This is a genomic window from Desulfosporosinus sp. OT (assembly GCF_000224515.1).
Classification (GTDB): domain Bacteria; phylum Bacillota; class Desulfitobacteriia; order Desulfitobacteriales; family Desulfitobacteriaceae; genus Desulfosporosinus.
In genome coordinates this window covers 38,475-62,339 of the sequence record NZ_AGAF01000232.1, presented here as the reverse complement: position 1 = coordinate 62,339, position 23,865 = coordinate 38,475, and the positions used below count along the sequence as shown (strand labels likewise).

Genomic DNA, 23,865 nt, shown 5'->3' with positions numbered 1-23,865 from the left:
TGCACACGTCTGCACGTTACGCCGCTGACGGCTGGACGGTCCGCGAGCGCGTCAAACCTCTGGGCAAACTGCATGTTAACCGCTGACGCGCACGAGGCGCGAACCGTCGGCACTCGTCTGGAGCGCGGCTTCACTAAAGCATCCGTTTAGCAGAAAACGCTCCACTAGGGTAGGGCTATGGGGAATGAAATGAGTCGCTTAGCAGAAAGGCGCTCCTTGGGTTAGGCTAGGCCCGAGGAGTGTTTTCAAGACGGTGCACATGAAATGTGCCGTCTCCCAAACCATCCGTTCCCCGACCCAAGCCCAGGACGCAGTGTGACACGAGCGCGAGGTCTTTACGTAAGCAGAATTGCAAACTTCCGTTAAAGCGACCAACCCCAGATACGGGGCAGCGCACAAGGTCCCTTCTCGCCATCCTGCAAGAAGGTTAATACGTGCGAAGACAGTGTCTGCAAGAAGGGTAATCCGTGCGAAAACAGTGTTTTCGTGGGCTCCGGTGACACTAGACCATCCTGCGAGATGGCTAATTCGTGCGAAGACAGTGTCTTCGGGTCGTCGGATGGCGCTTTTGGCACGATAGTCTCCAGTGGAGAGTATCGCCGAAGCCGCGATCCCGAAAGGAATGCTTTCGTAGGATGAACCCCGCTCCCCTATAGAAAGGAGCTTGAACGGTTAGTTTGCTCTGCGTCGTAGGACCGAGGGCGGTGTCACACAAGTCCCCCCAAGTCTTTATGTTTAGAGTCTTTCATTGCTGGTTATCCTCCTAATAGTAAAGTCAGTGTGAGATTTAGTTAGTGAACTTGGCTAATTCAAGGAGGGTACATTTAGGTGTTAGGTAAAGTCAAATGGTTCAGTAAACAGAAAGGCTATGGATTCATCGAACAGGAAAAGGGACAAGATGTATTTGTACATTTTCAATCAGTAATTGGGGATGGATTTCGCACGCTTGAAGAAGGACAGATCGTCGAGTTTGATGTCATTCAAGGTCCACGCGGTGAACAGGCGTCAAACGTGATGGTCCGTTAATTCAAGGTTATCAATGAAGCTGCTTAAGAAAGGATCGTTATAGTGACAACGATTCTTTCTTTTGGTTTTTCAAAAAATAATCATTGAATAAACTTTTTAATTAGCAGGATTTTTTACGTAAATCGGGAATATTACATGTATACCATCTAAAAAGGGGGTTGAATTAATGAACATTATTATTCGAGGTAAACATATCGAGCTGACGGACGCACTTAAAGAATATGTCATGAAACGGGTGGGTAAGTTAGAAAAATACTCAGATGAGTTTATGGACGTTCAAGTCACCCTACTTGTTGAACGCGATCGACATCGAGTTGAGGTAACAGCCCCAATCCATGGTATGATTTTACGCGGGGAAGAAGAAACTGAGGATATGTACTCATCGATCGATATGGTCGTAGAAAAGTTGGAGCGCCAAATCGATAAATATCGGACAAGAATTAATAAACGGATGCGCTCTAAGGTTTTGAAAGATCATGAACCTAAGCAAGCAGTCATGAATGACGAACCGCATGAAGAAATTGTTCGAAATAAGAAATTCCCGGCTAAGCCTATGTCTGTAGAAGAAGCAATTATGCAGATGAATCTGATTGGACATACTTTCTTTGTGTTTACGAATGCGGAAAGCCAAGAAATGAATGTTGTTTACCTTCGTAACAATGGAGACTATGGGTTGCTTCAACCCCAGACCTAATTAGTCATAAGCCGAGTAAGTCGCGTGCGTATTCGGATACAGAACAGTCGCTTTGAGCGAAAGGTCCGCAGTAGCGGGCCTTTTCGCGTTACCAGTTCGGAAAGGATTAATTTATCCTTGGTCAGCGTATTTGAGCAACGGAAGCGATGAATAGGAGATGCCTATTGAAGTACGCACTGAAATTAAATAAAAAGGGAAAATATTACAGGAGCAAATCGCCCGCTTCAGTTGCAGTGGGTTCTCTAGGATGTTAAACTTAAGGATAGCACGATAGTTGAAGAAGGGTGGATATAATGGGGCTTTTAGATTTGTTCGATGATAATGCGCGAGAAATACGGAAATATCAAAAGCGCGTTGTAATGATTAATAGCTTTGAACCTAAGATCCAAGCACTGAGCGATGACGAATTGCGTGGCAAGACAGTTGAATTCAGAGGGCGTTTGGAACAGGGCGAAAGTCTAGATAGTCTATTGCCAGAGGCTTTTGCTGTTGTTAGAGAAGCTGGCCGAAGGGTGATTAATCAACGACACTATGATGTACAGTTAATTGGGGGTATGGTACTTCATGATGGTCGGATTGCTGAGATGCGCACTGGGGAAGGGAAAACCCTTGTAGCCACTTTGCCATCTTATTTGAATGCCTTAACAGGTCAAGGTGTTCATGTCGTAACGGTCAATGATTACTTAGCTCGCCGCGACAGTGAATGGATGGGAAAAATTCACCAGTTTCTAGGTCTTTCAGTCGGTCTAATTGTCCATGGCTTGAATTATGAGCAAAGACGGAGTAGCTATGCCGCAGACATTACGTACGGGACGAATAATGAATTTGGTTTTGACTATTTGCGCGATAACATGGTTACTCGGCCGGAGGCCTTGGTTCAGCGAATACTTAATTATGCTATAGTGGACGAAGTAGACTCGATTCTCGTTGACGAAGCTCGAACCCCACTTATTATTTCCGGTGAGGCGGACAAGCCCACGGAATTATATTTTAGAGTAGCAATGATCATTCCTCGCCTGAAACCAGAGGACGATTATAAAGTCATTGAAAAAGAGCGTATTGTCACACTCACGGAGCAAGGTGTCAGTCGAGTGGAGAGTATGCTGGGCGTGGATAACCTTTATGAGGATATACATACAGAGTTAGCTCATCATGTTAATCAAGCATTGAAGGCACAAACCCTCTTTAAACGGGACCGCGACTACGTGGTTAAAGACGGAGAAGTCATTATTGTCGACGAATTTACCGGACGTATGATGTTTGGGCGTCGTTATAGCGAAGGCCTGCACCAAGCTATTGAAGCTAAAGAAGGCGTGAAGATCGAAAAAGAATCACAAACCTTAGCCACCGTTACCTTCCAGAATTACTTCCGCATGTACAATAAACTTTCAGGGATGACCGGAACGGCTATGACAGAAGAACCGGAGTTCCGCAAGATTTACAAGCTTGATGTTGTCGAAATTCCCACAAACAAGCCCGCAATCCGGAAGGACAGTTCCGATGTTATTTACCGTACAGAAGAAGGAAAGTTCTTGTCAGTAGTAGAAAGTGTGATTGAGCGTCATGCGCAAGGTCAACCACTTCTTGTAGGGACGGTTTCTGTCGAGAAATCCGAGCATCTGAGTAACCTATTGGGACGACGCGGGATTCCGCACCAAGTGCTCAATGCTAAATTCCATGAAAAAGAAGCAGAAATTGTCTCCCAAGCCGGGCAGCGAGGGATGGTTACCATTGCTACGAATATGGCTGGTCGGGGAACGGATATTATCCTGGGTGAAGGTGTAGCTGATCTGGGTGGGCTACATATCATCGGGACAGAACGACATGAATCTCGGCGAATTGATAACCAATTGCGTGGTCGTGCTGGTCGTCAAGGGGACCCTGGATCAACACAATTTTTCATTTCCTTGGAAGATGACCTTATGCGGATGTTTGGCGCGGAAAACATTATGGGTATCATGGATAAATTAGGAATGGATGACTCCATGCCTATTACGTCCAAAATGATTTCCCGATCCATTGAAACTGCCCAACGCCGTGTGGAGAACCGCAATTTTGATATCCGTAAACATGTGCTTGATTATGATGATGTCATGAATCAACAACGTGAAGTGATTTATGCCCAGCGTCGAGCAGTGCTCATGGGTGAAAACTTGCGTGACAACATCATGGATATGTTGGCAAAAGCGGTTAACGACAGCATCAGCATGTTTAGTGGAGAAAGCCCATTTCCCGAAGAATGGGATTTGACAGGTTTAGCTGATTATATCGAAAGTTTCTTTCTGCCGGGAATTCATTTGAACCCTGAAGAACTGGCAGACCTGTCCAAAGAGGAAATTGAAGAAAAGCTGCTAGACCAAGCTAAAGCGCTTTACGAGAGTCGGGAAGAACAGTTCGGTTCTGAACTGATGCGGGAAGTTGAACGTGCCGTGATGCTTCAGGTTGTGGACAGCAAATGGATGGATCATCTGGATGCAATGGATATGCTCCGCGAAGGAATTGGTTTGCGCGCTTACGGTCAGAAAGATCCATTGGTTGAATATAGGCGTGAAGGATTTGAAATGTTCCAAGCAATGATTGACTCCATTCAGGATGAAATTATCCGCTATGTTATGCGGGTGACACCTCAAGTCCGGGAAGAAGTCGCTGAACAGCCTCGGAATATAACGGAGAATCGCTATGAAGGCGAACCTAGCGAGCCTGTACACACCGGAGACCAGATCGGGCGCAATGACCTGTGCTCATGTGGAAGCGGGAAGAAATATAAAAAGTGTTGTGGAGCAGAGAAAAAGAAAAAGTAGAAGTAGAAGTGGAATTTGGAAGGGTGAATAAAGAGTGCTTTCTGATTGGAAAAAAGAACTGGAAACGTTAACATTGTGCTTGGCAGATTTGAGGGTTTCCCTTTGACGTTTCTCAACGAATAGAGAAGATTAGCTCGTTGGAGAGGGATCTTCAACGACCTGGCTTGTGGGATGATCCTGATCTAGCTCAGAAAATCATGCAAGAATTAGCATATCATCAGAATAAAGTAAAAACCTATGACGAACTAGAGGGGAAACTTGAGGAAACAGAGACCCTCTGGCTGTTAGCGATCGAGGAAGATGACCTGAGTTTAGAGTCTGAGATTGAGCAAGAAGTCAGGTCCCTTCGAGGACGGTTTGAGGCTTTAGAGTTAGAAATACTACTCAGTGGGCAGTATGACCGGAACAATGCTATCTTAACACTGCATGCAGGAGCCGGGGGCACGGAAGCACAAGATTGGGTACAAATGCTCTATCGGCTATATATACGTTGGGGAGAGCGGCACGGATATAAAGTGGAGACACTGGATTTTTTACCGGGAGAGGAAGCAGGCATCAAAAGTGCAACCCTGTCCTTCAGTGGAGAAAATGCGTATGGATACGCCAAGTCTGAAAAGGGTGTGCACCGGTTAGTTCGAATTTCGCCGTTTGATTCATCAGGACGTCGTCATACCTCGTTTGCTTCCGTGGATGTAATTCCGGAAGTGACGGAAGATAACGAGATAACAATTGATACCGAAGACTTGAGGGTTGATACCTACCGATCTGGCGGGGCTGGTGGGCAACATGTTAACAAGACAGATTCGGCTATCCGGATAACCCATTTGCCGTCAGGGGTCGTAGTTCAGTGTCAGAGCGAACGCTCGCAGATCCAGAATAAAGCTGCAGCCATGCGAGTTTTGCAGGCGAAGTTGCTGGAACTTAAACGCAAGGAGCAAGAAAGCGAAATTTCCGAAATTCGCGGCGAGCAACAAGAGATTGCTTGGGGAAGTCAGATCCGTTCTTATGTGTTTCATCCATACAGCCTGGTCAAGGACCACCGCACCAACGTAGAAACAGGGAATGTGTCGGCGGTTATGGATGGGGAAATCGATGCCTTCATTGCTGCATTTCTTCAGAAGACTAAGTCGGTGTAGTAGGAAATAGGCTAAGCTAATATCAATTGAAAAATAAAAAATCTAATTTAAACGAGGTAAAGGAGGGGATCACTTGACAACTATTGAACTAAAGCGAGTAGCCAATGTTCTTCGTCAAGACATAATTTCCATGCTGGTAACTTCAAAATCCGGGCACCCCGGTGGAAGTTTATCTGCCGCTGAAATTGTGACCACATTATTCTTTCGCGAAATGCGAATAAATCCGCAAGAACCACGGTGGGCAGACCGCGACCGCTTTGTCCTTTCTAAAGGGCATGCGGCCCCAGTACTTTATGCGGCTCTCGCCGAGAAGGGCTACTTCCCTAAGCAGGAGTTGCAAGGGTTACGCCAAGCCGGTCATATGCTTCAGGGACATCCCGATATGAAGAAGACTCCAGGCGTAGATATGTCCACAGGTTCCTTGGGACAAGGTCTTTCGGCCGCCAATGGTATGGCTCTAGCTGGTAAGTTGGATGGCAAAGATTATCGGGTTTTTGCGTTGCTGGGTGATGGCGAAATGGCGGAAGGACAGGTTTGGGAAGCTGCGATGGCGGCTGCCCACTACAAATTAGATAATGTAACAGCTATCTTAGATCTAAATGGATTGCAAATTGATGGAACGACAGATAGTGTCATGTGTTCTACTCCATTAACCGATAAGTGGCGCTCCTTCTGCTGGCAGGTAATCGAAGTCGATGGGCATGATGTGGATGCTTTGCTTGCGGCGTTTGCTGAGGCAAAACAGGTCAAAGGGAAGCCATCCATCATTATTGCGAAGACGGTGAAGGGCAAAGGTGTTTCCTTCATGGAAAATCAAGCAGGATGGCACGGCAATGCTCCTAGCGTTGAACAAGGGGAGCAGGCACTGAAAGAATTAAGGGAGGAGGCGTTAAACCTTGGCTGATAAAATAGCGACACGTGATGCTTATGGCAAGGCCCTTGTGAATTTAGGGTCTGAAAACCCTAATGTGGTTGTATTAGATGCAGATCTGTCGAAGTCGACCAAGACTGCCGACTTCGGTAAAAAGTATCCCGAACGGTTCTTCAATATGGGAATTGCTGAGTCAAATCTCTTAGGGACAGCAGCTGGGCTGGCTGCAGCAGGTAAAATTCCCTTTGCGAGTACCTTTGCAATTTTTGCTGTGGGACGTGCTTTTGAGCAAATCCGCAACTCGATTGCCTATCCAAAACTAAATGTTAAAATTGCAGCCACACACGCTGGAATTACTGTAGGGGAGGATGGCGGCTCACATCAGGCTATCGAAGACGTGGCCATCATGCGTGCTGTCCCAAACATGGTCGTTTTGGTCCCTGCAGATGGGGAAGAAACTCGTCAAGTGATTTTGGCTGCTGCTAAATACAACGGCCCTGTTTATATTCGGATGGGACGATTAGCCGTGCCACTTCTTTTTGGAGAAGATTACCGCTTTGAGATAGGGAAGGCGAATGTTCTTAAAGAGGGGAATGACGTGGCCATCATGGCTAATGGTGTTATGGTATCTATGGCTTTAGAAGCAGCTGCGGAGCTTGCTGCTGAGGGGATTAGTGTAAGCGTTGTTAATGTTGCTTCAGTGAAGCCACTAGATGAAGAAACTATTGTTCGGGTCGCCCAGCAGACAAAAGCCGTTGTGACTGCGGAAGAGCATAATATCATTGGTGGGTTGGGCAGCGCGGTTGCTGAGGTTCTGAGCGAGAAAATGCCTACACCGATGGTGCGTATTGGGCTCAAAGATACCTTTGGAGAATCGGGAGCTCCTCAGGAGCTTCTTGAAAAATATGGGTTGACGAAAGTGGACTTAGTCAAAGCAGTCCATGAGGTGCTTACCAAAAAGCAATGATAATTCTATTCAGAAACGATTAGCTTGGATGTAAAGAGTACGGAAGGGACAAGTATTCATTGAGAGTGCTTGTCTTTTCTTTCGTATACTAGTCAGAAAAGCATAACTTAACATACTTTATCTGCCAATCCAGTATAGCTAGAAGTGTTTGATTTAAAATTATTTAACCGTGTCCTTCATATTTCTAGGAGAGTAGGTAAACAAACATAGGATTGCTTAGATTTACAAACAGGATATCCGCGATGAGTGTCGAATGAATTAAGGGTTATGGGGAAAAAAGGGCTGGCGTGCGAAATCAAGGAGGACAGTATGATTCAGTTGAGAAATGTATCCAAGATTTATCAGAACGGTGCCAGAGCCCTAGTCGATGTCAATCTTAAAATTGGCAAAGGGGAATTTGTTTTTCTGGTGGGGCCAAGCGGGGCTGGTAAATCGACTCTAATTAAATTATTTTACAGGGATGAAACTCCGACGCGAGGGCAGGTTCAAATCAATAGTAAAAACCTGGTGCGTATGAAAGATTGGGAAGTGCCTTATTTGCGCCGGGGCATCGGGGTAATCTTTCAGGATTTTAAATTGTTGCCTAATAAAACGGTTTTTGAAAATGTAGCTTTTGCGCTTGAAGTAATCGGGGTATCTAAACGCGAGGTTATGACTCGTACGCGCGTGACGTTAGAACTTGTCGGACTTGCGAGCAAAGAAAAATCTTTTCCACATGAATTATCTGGAGGGGAACAACAGCGTGTTTGTGTGGCGCGGGCAATTATTAATAATCCAGCACTGTTGGTGGCCGATGAACCAACGGGCAACCTAGATCCAGAAACTGCATGGGGGATTATGGATTTACTTTACAATATCAACAAGCGAGGAACGACGATTGTCATGGCTACCCATGCTAGAAACATTGTAAATAAGATGCAGAAACGGGTAATTGCTATAGAAAATGGCCGGGTTGCGCGGGATGAAGAAGAGGGGGGATACGGCTATGACGCTTAATTCCACTCGCTACGTTCTGCGGGAGACGGCTAACTCTATGAAACGCAATCCTTGGCTTAGCATCGCCTCGGTATTAACCGTTATGGTCTCTCTGGTGATCTTAGGTTTCTCAGTGTTTTTTTTGGCCAATGCTTCCAACATGGCTAAATCCTTTGAATCCCAGTTGGAAATTGCCACATTTTTACAGAGCAGTGTAACCCCCGATCAGTTACAGACTTTGCAAAGCCAAATTCAAGGGATGCCAGGCGTTGCGTCTGTGACCGTCGTGACCAAGGACCAAGCCCTTATTGATTTCGGTAAAACGATGGGTGGTGCGCAAAGTAACCTCGTGACTGATCTGGGGGGAACCAATCCTTTCCCAGATAAGCTGACGGTTAAAGCAACCGATCCGCAAAATGTTAAGGCCCTTGCGGATGAAGTTTCCGCTTTAACGGGCGTAGACAAAGTGCGTTATGGACAGGGATATGTGGACAAGCTTCTGAAATTCACGCAGTGGTTAAGGTGGATTGGCCTTGGAGTAGTCGCCGCATTTGCAATAGCAGCTATTGTGTTGATCTCCATTAATGTAAAAATGAATGTCTTTTCCCGGCGTCGCGAAATTCAGATTATGAAGTTAGTTGGCGCAAGTAACAGCTTTATCCGTTGGCCCTTTCTTATCGAGGGGTTGGCACTAGGCCTTGTAGGAGGCGCCTTAGCTGCTAGTATTGTCGGTGTAGGATATAATTGGATAATCAACTATGTTCAATCGACATTAACCTTTCTGCCAGTCGTTCAAAATATTGTTCTCTTTCGCCAAGTGACTGGGGGTCTTTTGCTTGCAGGCATGGCAATGGGTGCCGTAGGAAGTGGGTTATCTTTGCAGAAGTTTCTCCGAGGTTAGAGAGAGGAGGAAGTTTCTTAGCATCCTACGGCGCGATAGTATTCGTTAAGGGCCGTGCGCTTTCGGCGATAGTCTCCACTGGAGACTATCGTCACTGGAGACTATCGTATTCGACACGCTGCATTGCTATTCGCTTGACGCAATTCCGCTAAAGTGCTCATTAAGCTAAGAAACTTCTTCTGGGCTTGAGGTCCACGGGAGTTAGGACGAAGCTGGGTAATCATGTGGAGCTGTTTGAGCACGCAAGCAGGGACGGTTCTTGACTTGCATGAAAACGCAGAACCGTCCTTACATAGAGATTTACAGTCCGTGTAAAACAGTCTTTTCTAACTATGAAGGTTGTCGCCATCCCGGTGAGCTCTAACTCAAACTTCCTGTTGGAGTCAAAGACAAGTCATTCCGGGAGTTGCGGAAAGAGTGACATTGGTTTACGTTCATCTTGTTCTACATCTGTACTACTCTATATGAGTTGCATAATAAATCTGCAGCTGAATCAAGGAACGATTGCGAGATTTTTAATTAAGGAGGAGAGGGCGTTTGTTCCGGAAAAAAGGTATGCTGACTGTGGTACTTAGTTTTCTTTTGCTTGGAACTTCGGCTTTGCCTTCTTGGGCCGATGAACTTGGAGATGCTGTTCAGCATAAGCAAAGTGTTAATGATCAAAAGAATCAAGCTCAGGGGAAGTTGAACCAACTAACTTTCACAGCCGATAAAATGAAGGCTCAATTGGCCGACCTAGAAACTCAAATCGCTACTGCTCAGACGCTTCTAAGTCAAAAGCAGGCTGCTTATACTCAAGCCCAAGCACAAGTCCTCTCCGCCCAAAAAGAATTGGATCAAAAGCAAAAAGAACTAGAAGACCGTCAAAGCGCCCTAGGGAAAAGAGCACGGGCAATTTATGAAAGTGGGCAGGTTAGCTATTTGGAACTGCTCTTTCAGGCTTCAGATCTCAGCGATTTCGTTACTCGGATGGAGTATTTTAACAAATTAGTGGACAATGATCGCCAAATATTGACCGATATCAAATCCCAAAAGGAACAAATTGCTCAAAAAACACTTGAATTGCAAAGTCGACGGGACCAAGCTGCCAAGCTCCAAGCCCAGGCTGCCTCTGTCCGCACCGGTCTTGACAAGACAAAGAATCAACAACGTATTGCCTTGGATCAGACTCTGAAAGCCCAACAAGTGGCAGCTGACAATATTGAGCGCTTGGAATCCGAGGCGAATGCCATGGCGGATAAGATCCGAAAACTTCAAGCCGCGCGCAAAGGAGGAGTAAGTGGATCAATCTCTACCTGGCCACTGCCGGGTTTTTACGAAATTAGTGACCCTTTTGGTTGGAGGACTCACCCGATTACACATAAACAAAGTTTGCACACCGGAACCGATATTATTGCTCCGTCTGGAACGAAGATTCATGCAGCTGGAGCAGGGGTCGTCATAATGGCTGGCTGGAATACAGCATATGGGAATATGATTATTATTGATCATGGTGGAGGGGTATCCTCGCTTTATGGTCATCAGTCGAGCTTGAATGTGACCGAAGGTCAATCGGTACAAGCTAACCAAGTCATTGGATATGTAGGTTCAACTGGGTGGAGTACAGGATCACATCTGCATTTCGAAGTCCGGGAAGGCGGGAACCCCACGGACCCTTTACGTTTTTCCCTAACTGATGGATAAGCAGTATTTCTACACTTGGATAAGCATATAATAGAGCTAGACTAGAGGGAAGGGGTTTGACTTGATTGCAGGAGTGGAACTGGAAGAGAATAGCTAAACACGTCGGAGTCGTCCTTCTGATTTTTTCGGTACTCGTAACCACAATGGTTGGAGGAATTATTCTTACCAACATAGATAATGTGGGGCGCTTAGTTCGCGTTGTGCAGTTGATTCACAGCGACTACTTAGAAAAAGTAACGACAGATCAGCTTGTTGAAGGTGCGACAAAAGGCATCGTGGAGGAGTTGGGAGATCCCTACTCGACGTATCTGAATGCCAAAGAGAACCAAGAACTTTTCCAAATGCTTGAAGGGAAGTTCGGTGGAGTAGGAATTGTCCTTAGTCTAAAGGATCCTAAAAAACTCGTGGTACTGCGCCCTATTAAGAATTCGCCAGCCAGTAAGGCAGGTATTCAGCCGGGAGATGTTGTCAGCAAGATTAATGATGCAGAAACTGCCGGCATGGATCAAGACAAAGCTGTGGGCCTGATGCGTGGAGATCCTGGAACAAAAGTAGTTTTGGCCCTTTATCGAGAAAGCGTGAATAAGACCTTCACTGTGAGTTTAACGAGGGAAAATATCACCGTTCCAACGGTCGATGGGGAAGCATTGCCAGGGCACTCGGATATCGCCTATATCAGTATTTCTCAGTTTGCTTCAGATACTGGCGATGAACTTAAGGATACCTTGACCAATATGAACATCACAAAATTCAAAGGACTTATTTTGGATATGAGGTATAACCACGGTGGAGAGCTCAATGCCGCTGTTCAGGTTGCAAGTTATTTTATCCCAGAAGGCCCCGTTGTTTATATTGTGGATAAGCAAGGCAATGTCGATACAAAAATGTCAACAGGAACGTATTTAGGAATGCCTTTGGTTGTGCTTGTTAACGAAGAAAGCGCTTCAGCGGCAGAAATTGTGGCGGGAGCAATCAAGGACAAAGGAACGGCAACCCTTGTCGGAGTAAAAACATTCGGCAAAGGGATTGTGCAAACGATTTTCCCCTTGGATGGGGGAACCAGTGTCAAATTAACAACGGCCAAATACCTAACTCCAAATAAGGTGGATATCCACAAAAAAGGAATTGAACCGGATGTGAAGATAGAGCTAGAAAAAGGGCAGCAAGCTACTATTTCTCCGACAGATACTAACTTTGATCCACAGCTTCAAAAAGCCCTACAGACGCTCCAAGGGAAACTTAAATAAGAATTTCGAAAGGCACGCTTTTAATCTAAAGCGTGCCTTTTCAATAATTAGGTAGTAGAAGTTTTGGGGTGCCGAAGGTACCCCAAAACTTATGAATTAATAATCATGGTATGAGTTTGAAGCACGAATCTCGAATCTCGAACAACGATTAGTGACCGTCGTTCATGTTGTTGCATAAACTACGCTGACATAAAAAACGACGGAGGTAACAAGCATGGGTAATAAGACGGGGGTGCGACATTACTTTGCCGAAGGTATGACTACTAGAGGCTACATATCTCTGTTGCCGAACATGATGCCGAGTTGGCAGCGGGCTTATGTCTTATTAGGAGGACCAGGGACAGGAAAGTCGACCTTGATAAAAGTCATTGGCTTGGAATTATTGGATCGGGGTTATGACATTGATTTCTTGCGTTCGGCCAGGGATCCAGATTCGATGGCGGGCTTTATTATGCCGCGTATGGGGTTGGCTATGTTGGACGCTATGGAGGTTTCTCCACTGCGTTGGCGGGCGCCAGGTGTTATCGAAAAGTTTATTGACTTTAGAATGTTCTGCGACGAACACATTTTAGAGAAGCAACGGGCCCAAATTTTGAAGATTGAGAATCGGCTTCAAGGGCTTCAAATGACCTTGGAGGAAGAGCTGGCTGCAAAACTTAGTTCGCTGATCGAGAATAGAGGACACAAACCACATATAGAAAAAGAAGATATTTCCTGGATATTAGGCAATTCTGCCCGTCTAAAAATTAAAAAAGAACACACTGGGCCTTGGCCACTCGCTGAAAATGCCATCAAGCTTTTGCAAAAAAGTGTCATTAATCCATATTTCCTACACGGCTTAACTGCGGAAGGATGGCTTAATCTTGCGCCTCATTTCCTCACCGATTTCGATCAAATCCGGCTTGAAGGAGATGAAACGTTGGATGCCTTAGATTGGGTCTTGCGCGAAGCACAGCAATTAGGCCAAATGATTGAGATTGTCTTGCACCCTCTCAATCCTGATGAAGTGATTGGAATTGTTTTCCCGGAAAGGCATTTAGCAATTTGGCAAGGTAATCCGGAAAATTTGGCTGACCAAGGGCTGGAAAGACCTTTCAACGAAAAATTAATTGAGACCCTTGCGTCTTGGCAAACACACAGGTCTCAACTAAAGGCACTGTATATGGAGGCTGTGAATTTTGAACAATTGGATGCTTATCGGGAAACCGTGCTCAACCAGATTTTGTGCGATTTGAAATAGGGGCACAACGCAGCGTTCCCTATGAACCGAATATAGCAGGATCCACAAGGAATTCCCCCAGGTCTGCCATAAGAGTTTCGAGATCGGACTCTTTAAGCTTTAGCAGGTCGAGAGCTGTTTGTTGTATGGGGTTTAAAAAACTATCAACGCCGCCGCCAATTCCTAGTAGGCTGGCAAGTCCATTAGCAACGTGAACGACACAGGCTAATTCTGTGTAAATTTGGGCGCTTAAAGGAATATGGTGGTAGGAAATAGCCTGAACGAGATCATCCGGCAAATTCCAGGTTTTTGCCAGATATCCACCAACAGTTGCATGGTTGTATCCTATGACCTTCTCTTCAAGCTCGACATAAGAAAATTTTGCCTCATTTACTTTATTTAACAGATAATCACCCACTTCTTGAACGTAAATGGAGATAATCAGTTTTCCGATGTCATGAAGTAAACCAGCGGTAAAAGCAATATCTCCGTAAGTGAGTTTTTGGTGTCGACATAAACGTTTTGCTGCCATGGCAGTCAGCAGAGAATGTTTCCAGAGTCCCTCTTGTTCAATCTCGTAACCGACAAGCTGCTCCTTAAGTAAGGGCGCTATCGCGGCGGACATCGCTAGCCCTTGTATCACCTGGAAGCCAAGCATGACGATAGCTTCTTGAAGGGAAGAGATTCGTCTCGCGTAGCCATAATAAGCGGAATTAGCTTGTCGAAGTATACCTGCAGTTAGAGCTGGGTCTTGTGCGATAACGGTTTCAAGTTCTTTAACAGAAGTCGCGGGATTTTTGGTTAAGGCGATCACGCGCATGGCGGACGTAGGTAAGGGGGGGAGAGCTTGTACTCGCTTTAAGATGTGTTCCAATTTGATGGCCAATTAAACCCCTCCTTCGCTTATTTAAAGATATGAGTCAGAATTAAACTTATAATGCTGAGTACCAGTGCACCGACTAACGCACTGGAAAAGCCTCGAATGAAAAATCCTGGGACAAGCTTGGCGGTCAAAGCGAGCATCGCGCCATTAATAACTAAAGTGAATAAGCCCAATGTCAAAAGTTGCAAAGGAAAGGTAAAAAATGAAAAGATTGGACGGACAAGGGTATTAACCAGACCCCAAACAAGTGCCGCCCAAATTGCGGTCGAGAAGCCAGCTAATCGAAAGCCCGGAACTATAAGGGTCATTAAAACTAGAGCAAATGCATTAATAAACAAACGAACAATTAGTCCAATCATAAAACTGATCTCCATTTCTACTGCATTTTTTTAGAGGACAAGGGAAAACTAACGAAAGAATTAAAGGATCAAGCTTCGAAAGGAGCGTGTCCCATGTCAAAAAGAAGACAATCCCTTTTAGTTATCCTTTCCTTAAGTCTTAGTTTAACAATAACTGGCTGTGGTCTACAAGCCCTTTTAGGAAACAAGAACAAAACTTCTTCGACCAAGGGAGGAACTGAGGCTTTTATCGCAGTTTCCTTAAATGAGGAAGATCCCAATAAATTGCTCATTACCAAAGGGATCGATGATCTAGCGAAGAAGGAAAACGTTCAAGTAAAGTATATGGACCAAAGTACAGCCGCCAAAGAGACACCCTTGAAAGGGGCAAAAGTCCTGATATATCAAGGGGGAAATGAGAGCCTTCTTAAGAGTGCGGAAACAGACAAAATTCCAGTGTTAGCCTTAAGTCAGCTTCCAGAAAACGTGAAGCTCGTGGGAATAATCACGCCGGATCAGGAGAAATCTGGAGAAATTATGGCGCAGACCATAGTAAGTAAGGTTGCTGAGGGTCAGGTCGTAATTTTGGGGGACCCAAATGAAACCGGATACCAGGAACGCTTAGCAGGAACTAAAGTAGTACTTAGCAAATATCCCAAAATCACAGTTCATAATATTGTAAGTTCTCCAGATTCTGAGTCGGGCGTCAAGCAGGGGTTAGTGGATTTTCTTCAGAAAAATCCCGGCAAGGTCCAGGGTATCTTAGCTTATACCGAGAAACTAGCAGCTATAGCAAACGAAGTTTTAAAGCAAGCGCAGCTAGATAAGAAGGTTATCTTAGTTGGGGGACAAGCCAGTGTTCCTTCTTTAGAACGAATGTCAAGCGGAGCGCAGGTTGGCGATGTTGATACTTCTCCTTATTTGCAGGGTGTTAATGCATATCAGTGGGCTCAAAAGATTGTAAAGAAAGAGTCCCTAGATGTCAATGACTCAATCACAAGTGATCAGGGAGAAATTCCGGCCAAGGTTATCCAGGTTAAAGCTGTAACGCCAGATAATCTCGCGGTAATTCAGAAGAGTTATACTAAAACGACAGAAAGTGCAGAACAAGACCAAAAGAAAAAACGGAGCCAGCAGGTCAAGATGCTAAATCAAAAGATCAATCAAAAGATCAATCACAAGATCAAGGGCAAGGGCAAGACAAGAAAGAGGATCAGAGTGGTGATAAGTCGGGAGCAAGCGGCGAAGGAGAGCAAGCTAAATCAAGTGCCATTCCTCCTGGAGTTCAAAAGGTTACGGAACGGATAAAGACTGAAACAACGCGCGAGTATCTTGATGCCCAAGGTAAGGTTATTGGCACTGAGAAAACTACCAATGAACAGGTAAAAACTGTGCCTCCCGAAATGTTAAAGCAACAGTCCGAACAACCCAAAGACGCATCGGAAGATAAGGGAGGTCAGTCATCAGAGGACAAACAATCAACAAAAGAATAAGAGGACAGAGAAATCTTGCATAAGCCGAAGGGAGTTCGGCTTTTTTCTTTTACCTAGAAACTCTATTGTCAGAAGCCCTGAGTAGAGTCTGCCTTATGTAATTGTATGACCAGTGGTATAATTATAGTTATGGGACTAATTTTTAATTGAATAAGTTGTTAATTAGATGTAAAATAAAATAGAAATAATTATAAATAACAATTGCGCATTCAGCTCGTGCGCGTTAATTATTTTATTATAGAAAAGGAGACCAGTGCATGGAATTCCATTTACGTGCCCCCTATAAAGCGTCGGGAGATCAGCCACAGGCGATAGACGCTCTGGTCGCTGGAGTGAATGAAGGTCGGCGGCACCAGACGTTACTGGGGGTAACAGGGTCTGGAAAGACCTTTACAATGGCTAATATAATTACAAAGGTACAGAGACCGACTCTCATACTCGCGCATAACAAAACATTGGCAGCTCAACTTTACAGCGAGTTTAAGGAGTACTTTCCTGAAAATGCAGTGGAGTACTTCGTGAGTTACTATGATTATTACCAACCTGAGGCTTATGTACCCTCGAGTGATACGTTCATTGAAAAAGACGCTTCTATTAACGATGAAATCGAGAAATTGCGTCACTCAGCGACCGCTTCACTGCTTGAGCGGCGCGATGTGATCGTGGTGGCTAGTGTTTCCTGCATTTACGGTTTAGGTTCACCGGAAGATTATCGTGAGCTTGTTCTTTCGTTACGGCAGGGACAAGTTATTGATCGTAACGAGATTTTGCGGAAGCTGATTTCGATACAATATGACCGTAATGATATAGCGTTTGCCCGAGGAACGTTTCGTGTTCGAGGAGATGTCGTAGAGATCTATCCCGCTGCGTCCAGTGAGCGGGTAGTTCGAGTGGAGATGTTCGGGGATGAAATCGAACACATTTATGAGATCGATGTTTTGACGGGAGAGATCTTAGGAGAACGGTATCATGTTTCAATTTTCCCGAACTCTCACTATGTAACGGCTCGTGAGAAAGTCATAGAGGCTGCGGATAATATTGAAAAGGAATTGGATGAACGGCTAAAGGTCTTAGAAACCGAAAATAAGCTGCTGGAAGCACAGCGACTTGAGCAGCGGACACGCTATGATTTGGAAATGCTTAGGGAAATGGGTTTCTGTAACGGAATTGAAAATTATTCGCGCCATTTGACGTTCCGAGAACCGGGAGAGACTCCGTACACCCTCTTGCATTACTTCCCTGAGGATTTTCTCCTTTTTGTGGATGAATCCCACGTTTCGCTACCTCAGGTACGAGGGATGTATGAAGGAGACCGTTCGCGTAAAACTACTCTAGTGAACTATGGCTTTCGTCTCCCGTCTGCCTTGGATAATCGACCTCTGACATTTACCGAGTTTGAACGGACAATAAAGCAAAGCGTCTTTGTAAGTGCTACGCCCGGCCCGTATGAAATTGCTCATTGCCCGACAGTTGTTGAGCAGATCATTCGTCCCACTGGGTTACTAGATCCGGAAGTTATTGTGCGCCAGACGAAAGGGCAGGTGGATGATTTACTTGGGGAGATTAGAGCGCGGATCAGTCACGATGAACGAGTCCTTGTTACGACGCTAACTAAGAAAATGGCTGAGGACCTTACAGATTACTTCAAAAACCTAGAAATTAAAGTGAAGTACCTCCATTCGGATATTAAGACACTTGAGCGTGTGGAAATCCTGCGGGAGCTTCGCTTAGGCGCGATCGACGTAGTGGTTGGGATTAACCTTTTGAGAGAGGGGCTGGACTTACCTGAAGTTTCCCTTGTTGCAATTCTTGACGCCGACAAAGAAGGATTTCTGAGGTCGGATCGTTCCCTTATTCAGACCATCGGCCGTGCAGCGCGCAACGCCCAAGGTAAGGTCATCATGTATGGTGATAAGATCACCCGATCAATGCAGCTAGCCCTGGATGAAACAAGTCGACGTCGAGCAATACAGCTGGCTTATAACGAAAAAATGGGGATTACTCCTCAAACGATTCATAAGGCTGTTCATGACGCGCCAGAGGCAACCAAAGTCGCTGAACTAAAGAAAACCTATGGAGCAAAACTACCACCCGAAGAGCTCGCCAATCTCATTAAGAATCTGGAACAAGAAATGCGCCTAGCAGCCCGAGACCTAGACTTCGAACGAGCTGCCGAAATCCGGGATGCGATGATTGAGTTAAGAGGGGAAGAAAACAGATATAAAGTGTCGAGCCAGAAACGGGTCACTACTCGGTATAAGAAAGAAAGCAAGAAAGAGACCAAGAAAGTAAGGAAGAAGTAAGCACCGCGGCATCAGTCCGTCTATGGACTATTCCCGTGGCGGGTCTTAGCGTAACCAACTATTACCTACGCTCCGCTAGCGGATTCTAATTAGCAATATAATTTTCTTCTTTCGCGTTATGTCGAGATAGGGTACAATGAATATAAAGCGAACACCAGTAAGGATAAACCCCAACTTGTGTTCTGGTGCGAGCAAGATAGTCTCCAGTGGAGAGTATCGCCAAAGCCGTGATCCCTAAAGGAATACCTACCGGCGTAGGATGCTAAGACACTACCGCCCCAAACAGCAACTTAGGAGGCAAATCATGACCCAAGACTACTTGCGCGTGCGTGGAGCACGTGCTCATAACTTAAAGAATATCGACATTGACATCCCAAGAGACAAACTGGTGGTAATCACCGGATTATCTGGCTCGGGAAAATCATCACTTGCGTTCGATACAATTTATGCTGAAGGACAGCGGCGTTATGTCGAGTCCCTATCAGCCTATGCCCGACAATTTTTAGGTCAAATGGACAAGCCCGATGTGGATTCCATCGAAGGACTTTCACCTGCGATTTCCATTGATCAAAAGACGACCAACCGCAACCCTCGCTCGACTGTGGGTACGGCGACAGAGGTTTCCGATTACTTGCGACTGCTTTATGCGCGGATCGGTCATCCTCATTGTCCGCAATGTGGTAGAGGGATTTCTCAGCAAACCGTTCAGCAGATGGTTGATCATGTGATGCGTTATCCTGAGCGGACTAAACTACAGATTTTAGCCCCGCTCGTTAAAGGGAAAAAAGGAGAACATCAAAAGGTCTTTGAGGATGCTCGTAAGGCTGGGTATGTTCGGGTGCGTGTGGATGGAGAGACAAGGGATCTTAGTGAAGAGATAGATTTGGTGAAGAACAAAAAACACTCAGTTGAGGTCGTAATTGACCGTATATCTCTAAAACCTGAGAGTGCTGAGCGTTTGGCAGATTCTTTAGAAACAGCCCTCAAACTCGGTGAAGGAAATGTCATTGTGGACATCACCGATGGAGAGGAGTTGCTTTTTAGCGAGAATTTCGCCTGCCCCGATTGTGGGATTGCTCTCGAAGAAATTTCGCCACGTCTATTTTCCTTTAACAGTCCCTATGGTGCTTGCCCTACGTGTACAGGACTAGGAGCAAATCTTGAAGTGGACATTGATCTGCTCCTCCCTGACCGTTCCCTGTCTTTGGCAACAGGGGCAATTGCGCCCTGGGCCAAATCAACCTCGAACTATTATCCCAAGATGATGGAGGCCGTCGCTATAAACCTAGGATTTGAGATGGATACTCCGTTGAAGGAACTCGATGAGAACCAATGGAAAGGGTTAGTGTATGGCACAGAGACCCCCATTCATTTTAAATACCAAAATATTTTTGATCAGCTAAAAATATTTAATGCCAAATTTGAAGGGTTAGTGCCTTTTTTTGGACGTCGTTATCGAGAGTCAACCTCCGATATGGTGCGCCTCGAAATCGAAGGGTATATGAGTGAACATCCTTGTCCTGCCTGTCAGGGAAAACGTCTGAAACCGGAAGCGTTAGCAGTGAAGGTGGGTGGGATCTCTATTGACGATTTGACTCGCCTTTCGATTACTGAAACCATTAGCTTCTTAAATAAATTAACGCTTACGCCGAAAGAAGAAACGATCGCCCATCAAATCTTAAAGGAAATTAGGGAAAGACTGGGTTTTTTGGTGAATGTAGGGTTGGATTACCTGACGCTGGCACGTTCCGCAGGTTCGCTTTCGGGGGGAGAAGCACAACGGATCCGCTTGGCGACACAGATTGGGTCAAGCCTGATGGGTGTCCTTTATGTTTTGGATGAACCGAGCATTGGGCTCCACCAGCGGGATAATGCTCGCCTTCTTTCAACACTTAAGCGTTTACGGGACCTTGGGAATACCCTAATTGTGGTCGAGCATGATGAAGATACGATGGTTGCTGCAGACCATATTATTGATATTGGTCCAGGCGCCGGGGCCCATGGCGGGCGAGTAGTAGCCGCGGGCACAATTGAGGAAATCAAAACTATCGAGGAATCGATCACGGGGCAATACCTATGTGGCCAAAAACAGATTTTGGTGCCCGAGAACCGCCGGCAACCTAACGGAAAGTGGCTTGAAGTTTTTGGAGCTCGAGAAAATAACTTAAAGGATATTCATGTGCGTATCCCCTTGGGTCTGTTTACCTGTGTAACAGGGGTCTCGGGGTCGGGTAAAAGTACCTTGGTCAATGAAATTATCTACAAAGGTTTAGCAACTAAGCTAGGCAGCGCGCGGCATCGTGCTGGAGCACACGAGCGCTTGGAGGGATTGGAGCATTTAGATAAGATCATTGATATTGATCAGTCTCCGATCGGACGGACTCCCCGTTCAAACCCCGCTACGTATACAGGTGTCTTTGATTTTATCCGAGAACTCTTTTCCATTACACCGGAAGCAAAGATGCGGGGATACAAACCAGGTAGGTTTAGCTTCAACGTCAAAGGTGGTCGTTGTGAGGCATGCCGTGGAGACGGAATTATTAAGATTGAAATGCATTTCCTTCCAGATGTCTACGTTCCCTGTGAAGTTTGCGAGGGAAAACGCTACAATAGGGAAACCTTGGAAGTTCGCTATAAAGGTAAAAGTATTGCTCAAGTCCTCGACATGACCGTGGATGAAGCAGTGGAGTTCTTCAAAGCGGTGCCGAAAATTTCCCGGAAATTTCAGACGATGCAAGATGTGGGCTTAGGGTACATTCGCTTAGGTCAACCGGCAACCACATTATCTGGGGGAGAAGCCCAACGGATTAAGCTGGCCACAGAATTGAGCCGACGCAGTACGGGAAAAACAATTTATATTCTCGATGAACCGACGACCGGTTTGCACACAGCGGATATCGACAAACTCCTCCAAGTGCTCCATCGTTTGGTCGATGCAGGGGATACAGTGCTCGTCATTGAGCATAATCTTGATGTTATTAAAACGGCAGACTGGCTCATTGATCTAGGACCTGAAGGGGGAAACCGCGGTGGAGAGGTGCTGATAGCAGGGAAGCCAGAGGATGTTGCCGCTTTGCCAGCATCATATACAGGACAGTATCTAAAGCGTTACCTAGGGCATATTAGATATTAGATATCAGAAATCGTAGTTCGTGGTTCGAACCACGAACTACAAATTTGTCACAAGGGGAAAGGAATGGCCTTTTCTATGTCGAATAATATAGAATAATGCTTAGAGACACAATGTGACATGGGATATTCGTAGTTCGAACCACGAACTACGAACTACGAACTAAGGAGTGGTAAGATCGTGGCGATTCGGTTAATAGCTATGGATCTGGATGATACGTTGCTTAGGGATGATTGGACAATTTCCCCTCGAGTTGTGAAGGCGATTCAAAGGGCTCAGGCCCAAGGCGTTAAAGTAACAATTGCTACCGGGCGTATGCCTATTTCTACCCGTCCTTATGCAAAACAACTAAAGCTGGACGTCCCGGTGATTACGTATCATGGGGCGATGGTCCAACAGGCTTTAAGCGGCGATATTCTTTTTCGACGAGTTATTCCCAGTGCTGTGGCAGCTGAAATTGTTCGGTATGTTTTAGAACAGGGGGTCTATACCCAGATTTATCTTAAAGACCGTGTCATTACGACAAAACGGAATGGATTTTCACGCGATTATGCGCAAATTTCCAGTGTCCGTATCGAGGAAGCAGATCTCTTAATCATCCTTTCCCAAGAACCCGAAGGAATCGAAAAAATTCTTCTGATGGGAGAGGAAGCGGAGCTAGACCAATTGGCTCCTTTGTTGAGACAACGTTATGGGGAAAAGGTGCATATTACTAAGTCCAAGCCTTGTTTTCTAGAAATGACGGATTGTACTGTCAACAAAGGGGTCGCTCTGGCCGCTTTAGCCGAACGTCTAGGAATTGTCCAAGAAGACGTGATGGCGATTGGAGACAGTTTCAATGATTTAGAAATGATTAAGTACGCGGGTCTAGGTGTGGCAATGGGAAATGCTCAATCGGCAATTAAGGAACAAGCGGATATTGTGACAGTAACGAATCAGGAAGATGGGGTGGCGGAAGCCATTGAACGCTATGTTCTGGATAGAACTCTTTGAGAAACAAATAATAGTAACAGTGCTCTTGATTAATAAGGTCGCTATAGGCACGATGCATCGTACCTATACAGAAGAATGGAGGAGTATGTAATGGATATGAAAACAGTTCGCCAAACTGCACGTGAAAAGCTTAAGGGATTTTGTAGGGTTTGTCCCGAGTGTAATGGCAAAGTCTGTGCAGGTGAAGTTCCAGGTATGGGAGGACTAGGAACTGGTGCATCTTTTAAAAGTAATGTGGAAATGCTGGCCGCATTTCGTCTTAATATGAGGACACTTCATGGTGCTAAAAATCCGGACACAACCTACAAACTTTTCGGACAAGATCTGGCTACGCCAATTCTGGGCGCACCGATTACCGGTAATGTTTATAACATGGGTGGGGCTTTGAACGAAGAAGAATGGGCAGAGGCAATAATTCAGGGTTGTCTAACTGCAGGGACTTTAGCGTGTACTGGGGATGGAGCGGACCCGGCAATGTATAATTCTGGGGTGGATGCTATAGTCAAGGTCCAAGGTCGAGGTATTCCGTTCATTAAACCTAGGGAGCAGGAAGAGGTCCTCAAATATCTGCGGCGCGCTGAGGAAGCGGGGGTCTTGGCGGTAGGTATGGACATAGACGGAGCAGGTCTAGTTACTATGGCTTTAAAGGGACAACCCGTTGGTCCTAAAACAAAAGAAGAAATGAAAGAAATCATTTCCGGCACATCTTTACCATTTATTATTAAAGGCATTATGACGGTGGACGAGGCGGAAGTGGCGATTGAAGTGGGGGCCGCAGCAATTGTCGTATCGAACCACGGCGGACGAGTGCTCGATCATACGCCCGGCACGGCTGAGATTCTGTCGGAAATTGCTGCCGCCGTTCATGGACGAATCCCAGTAATCGTTGATGGTGGAATTCGATCCGGTACAGATGTATTAAAAATGTTGGCACTCGGTGCGGATGCAGTCCTGATTGGAAGACCGCTTATTATCGCCGCTTACGGTGGAGGCGCCGAGGGGATCTCTTTAGCGCTTAAAACGATGACCAATGAATTAAAACAGGCTATGATTTTGACGGGTTGTGCAACACTTGAAGAGATCAACATGGATGTGTTGTTGTAAATATAGCTGAAGAAAATGAAGACAGGCAGTTATAAATAATAAGGGAATACAATTAAAGAAACTTACTAATGGAGTTTTGAATTCTATTATTCCTGTTCTAG

Annotated in this window: 19 protein-coding genes; 16 read left to right on the top strand and 3 right to left on the bottom strand. The window is 45.6% G+C overall.

Annotated elements, in window-relative coordinates:
• Positions 1–226: 226 nt before the first annotated feature.
• Positions 227–415, bottom strand: coding sequence for a hypothetical protein (locus DOT_RS30740; protein WP_157998509.1), 189 nt, complete (start codon positions 413–415; stop codon positions 227–229).
• Positions 416–828: 413 nt separating this feature from the next.
• Between DOT_RS30740 and DOT_RS21935 the strand changes: the two genes are divergently transcribed.
• The 11 genes from DOT_RS21935 (at position 829) to DOT_RS21885 (ending at position 13,541) form a co-directional block, all read left to right on the top strand.
• On the top strand, positions 829–1,026 hold the full coding sequence (locus DOT_RS21935; protein ID WP_009623677.1) for a cold shock domain-containing protein: 198 nt from the start codon (positions 829–831) through the stop codon (positions 1,024–1,026).
• 166 nt (positions 1,027–1,192) lie between these two features.
• Positions 1,193–1,720, top strand: coding sequence for a ribosome-associated translation inhibitor RaiA (gene raiA, locus DOT_RS21930; protein ID WP_009623676.1), 528 nt, complete (start codon positions 1,193–1,195; stop codon positions 1,718–1,720).
• Between the two features lie 293 nt (positions 1,721–2,013).
• Positions 2,014–4,521 (top strand): preprotein translocase subunit SecA, encoded by a 2,508-nt coding sequence (gene secA / locus DOT_RS21925; protein ID WP_040413157.1) that lies wholly within the window; start codon positions 2,014–2,016, stop codon positions 4,519–4,521.
• Positions 4,522–4,555: 34 nt separating this feature from the next.
• Positions 4,556–5,657 (top strand): peptide chain release factor 2 gene (gene prfB, locus DOT_RS21920; protein WP_139024275.1). Its coding sequence is split into 2 segments (ribosomal slippage): positions 4,556–4,624 and positions 4,626–5,657, totalling 1,101 coding nucleotides; the frame shifts between segments, so codons are not numbered across the junction.
• Positions 5,658–5,730: 73 nt separating this feature from the next.
• The gene (locus DOT_RS21915) at positions 5,731–6,561 is read left to right on the top strand and encodes a transketolase (protein ID WP_009623673.1); all 831 of its coding nucleotides are present in this window, start codon (positions 5,731–5,733) and stop codon (positions 6,559–6,561) included.
• Positions 6,554–7,495 (top strand): transketolase family protein, encoded by a 942-nt coding sequence (locus tag DOT_RS21910; protein WP_009623672.1) that lies wholly within the window; start codon positions 6,554–6,556, stop codon positions 7,493–7,495. Before DOT_RS21915 ends, DOT_RS21910 begins: the two co-directional genes overlap by 8 nt.
• A 309-nt stretch (positions 7,496–7,804) precedes the next feature.
• Positions 7,805–8,491 carry a cell division ATP-binding protein FtsE gene (gene ftsE / locus DOT_RS21905; protein ID WP_009623671.1) on the top strand — a complete coding sequence of 229 codons (687 nt, stop codon included), beginning with the start codon at positions 7,805–7,807 and terminating at the stop codon, positions 8,489–8,491.
• Complete coding sequence (gene ftsX / locus DOT_RS21900) at positions 8,481–9,371, top strand: permease-like cell division protein FtsX (protein ID WP_040413155.1); 891 nt, start codon at positions 8,481–8,483, stop codon at positions 9,369–9,371. The genes ftsE and ftsX overlap by 11 nt, the downstream gene beginning before the upstream one ends.
• Before the next feature lie 537 nt (positions 9,372–9,908).
• Positions 9,909–11,054, top strand: a complete 1,146-nt coding sequence (locus DOT_RS21895; protein WP_009623668.1) for a M23 family metallopeptidase — start codon at positions 9,909–9,911, stop codon at positions 11,052–11,054.
• 65 nt (positions 11,055–11,119) lie between these two features.
• Positions 11,120–12,301 carry a S41 family peptidase gene (locus DOT_RS21890; RefSeq protein ID WP_009623667.1) on the top strand — a complete coding sequence of 394 codons (1,182 nt, stop codon included), beginning with the start codon at positions 11,120–11,122 and terminating at the stop codon, positions 12,299–12,301.
• 214 nt (positions 12,302–12,515) lie between these two features.
• On the top strand, positions 12,516–13,541 hold the full coding sequence (locus DOT_RS21885; RefSeq protein WP_009623666.1) for a hypothetical protein: 1,026 nt from the start codon (positions 12,516–12,518) through the stop codon (positions 13,539–13,541).
• A 19-nt stretch (positions 13,542–13,560) separates the two neighbouring features.
• Here DOT_RS21885 and DOT_RS21880 read toward each other — a convergent pair whose 3' ends face one another.
• Both DOT_RS21880 and DOT_RS21875 read right to left on the bottom strand, forming a co-directional pair.
• A complete protein-coding gene (locus tag DOT_RS21880) occupies positions 13,561–14,406 on the bottom strand; it encodes an HDOD domain-containing protein (RefSeq protein WP_009623665.1) in 846 nt (281 codons plus the stop codon).
• A 17-nt stretch (positions 14,407–14,423) separates the two neighbouring features.
• Complete coding sequence (locus tag DOT_RS21875) at positions 14,424–14,762, bottom strand: phage holin family protein (RefSeq protein WP_009623664.1); 339 nt, start codon at positions 14,760–14,762, stop codon at positions 14,424–14,426.
• A 93-nt stretch (positions 14,763–14,855) separates the two neighbouring features.
• Between DOT_RS21875 and DOT_RS21870 the strand changes: the two genes are divergently transcribed.
• From DOT_RS21870 to DOT_RS21850, 5 genes are all read left to right on the top strand, one after another.
• The gene (locus DOT_RS21870; protein ID WP_009623663.1) at positions 14,856–16,049 is read left to right on the top strand and encodes a substrate-binding domain-containing protein; all 1,194 of its coding nucleotides are present in this window, start codon (positions 14,856–14,858) and stop codon (positions 16,047–16,049) included.
• 442 nt (positions 16,050–16,491) lie between these two features.
• Positions 16,492–18,537: an excinuclease ABC subunit UvrB gene (uvrB, locus tag DOT_RS21865; protein WP_009623662.1), complete on the top strand. Its 2,046-nt coding sequence runs from the start codon at positions 16,492–16,494 to the stop codon at positions 18,535–18,537.
• A 304-nt stretch (positions 18,538–18,841) separates the two neighbouring features.
• Positions 18,842–21,670, top strand: a complete 2,829-nt coding sequence (uvrA, locus tag DOT_RS21860) for an excinuclease ABC subunit UvrA (RefSeq protein ID WP_009623661.1) — start codon at positions 18,842–18,844, stop codon at positions 21,668–21,670.
• A 177-nt stretch (positions 21,671–21,847) separates the two neighbouring features.
• A complete protein-coding gene (locus tag DOT_RS21855; RefSeq protein ID WP_009623660.1) occupies positions 21,848–22,660 on the top strand; it encodes a Cof-type HAD-IIB family hydrolase in 813 nt (270 codons plus the stop codon).
• Positions 22,661–22,750: 90 nt separating this feature from the next.
• On the top strand, positions 22,751–23,764 hold the full coding sequence (locus DOT_RS21850) for an alpha-hydroxy-acid oxidizing protein (protein ID WP_009623658.1): 1,014 nt from the start codon (positions 22,751–22,753) through the stop codon (positions 23,762–23,764).
• Positions 23,765–23,865: the final 101 nt, after the last annotated feature.

Coding starts and splice junctions, on each gene's coding strand:
- raiA (WP_009623676.1), top strand. CDS start 1,193: ATGAACATTATTATTCGAGGTAAACATATCGAGCTGACGGACGCACTT.
- ftsE (WP_009623671.1), top strand. CDS start 7,805: ATGATTCAGTTGAGAAATGTATCCAAGATTTATCAGAACGGTGCCAGA.
- secA (WP_040413157.1), top strand. CDS start 2,014: ATGGGGCTTTTAGATTTGTTCGATGATAATGCGCGAGAAATACGGAAA.
- DOT_RS21850 (WP_009623658.1), top strand. CDS start 22,751: ATGGATATGAAAACAGTTCGCCAAACTGCACGTGAAAAGCTTAAGGGA.
- DOT_RS21885 (WP_009623666.1), top strand. CDS start 12,516: ATGGGTAATAAGACGGGGGTGCGACATTACTTTGCCGAAGGTATGACT.
- DOT_RS21870 (WP_009623663.1), top strand. CDS start 14,856: ATGTCAAAAAGAAGACAATCCCTTTTAGTTATCCTTTCCTTAAGTCTT.
- uvrB (WP_009623662.1), top strand. CDS start 16,492: ATGGAATTCCATTTACGTGCCCCCTATAAAGCGTCGGGAGATCAGCCA.
- DOT_RS30740 (WP_157998509.1), bottom strand. CDS start 415: ATGGCGAGAAGGGACCTTGTGCGCTGCCCCGTATCTGGGGTTGGTCGC.
- DOT_RS21875 (WP_009623664.1), bottom strand. CDS start 14,762: ATGATTGGACTAATTGTTCGTTTGTTTATTAATGCATTTGCTCTAGTT.
- ftsX (WP_040413155.1), top strand. CDS start 8,481: ATGACGCTTAATTCCACTCGCTACGTTCTGCGGGAGACGGCTAACTCT.
- uvrA (WP_009623661.1), top strand. CDS start 18,842: ATGACCCAAGACTACTTGCGCGTGCGTGGAGCACGTGCTCATAACTTA.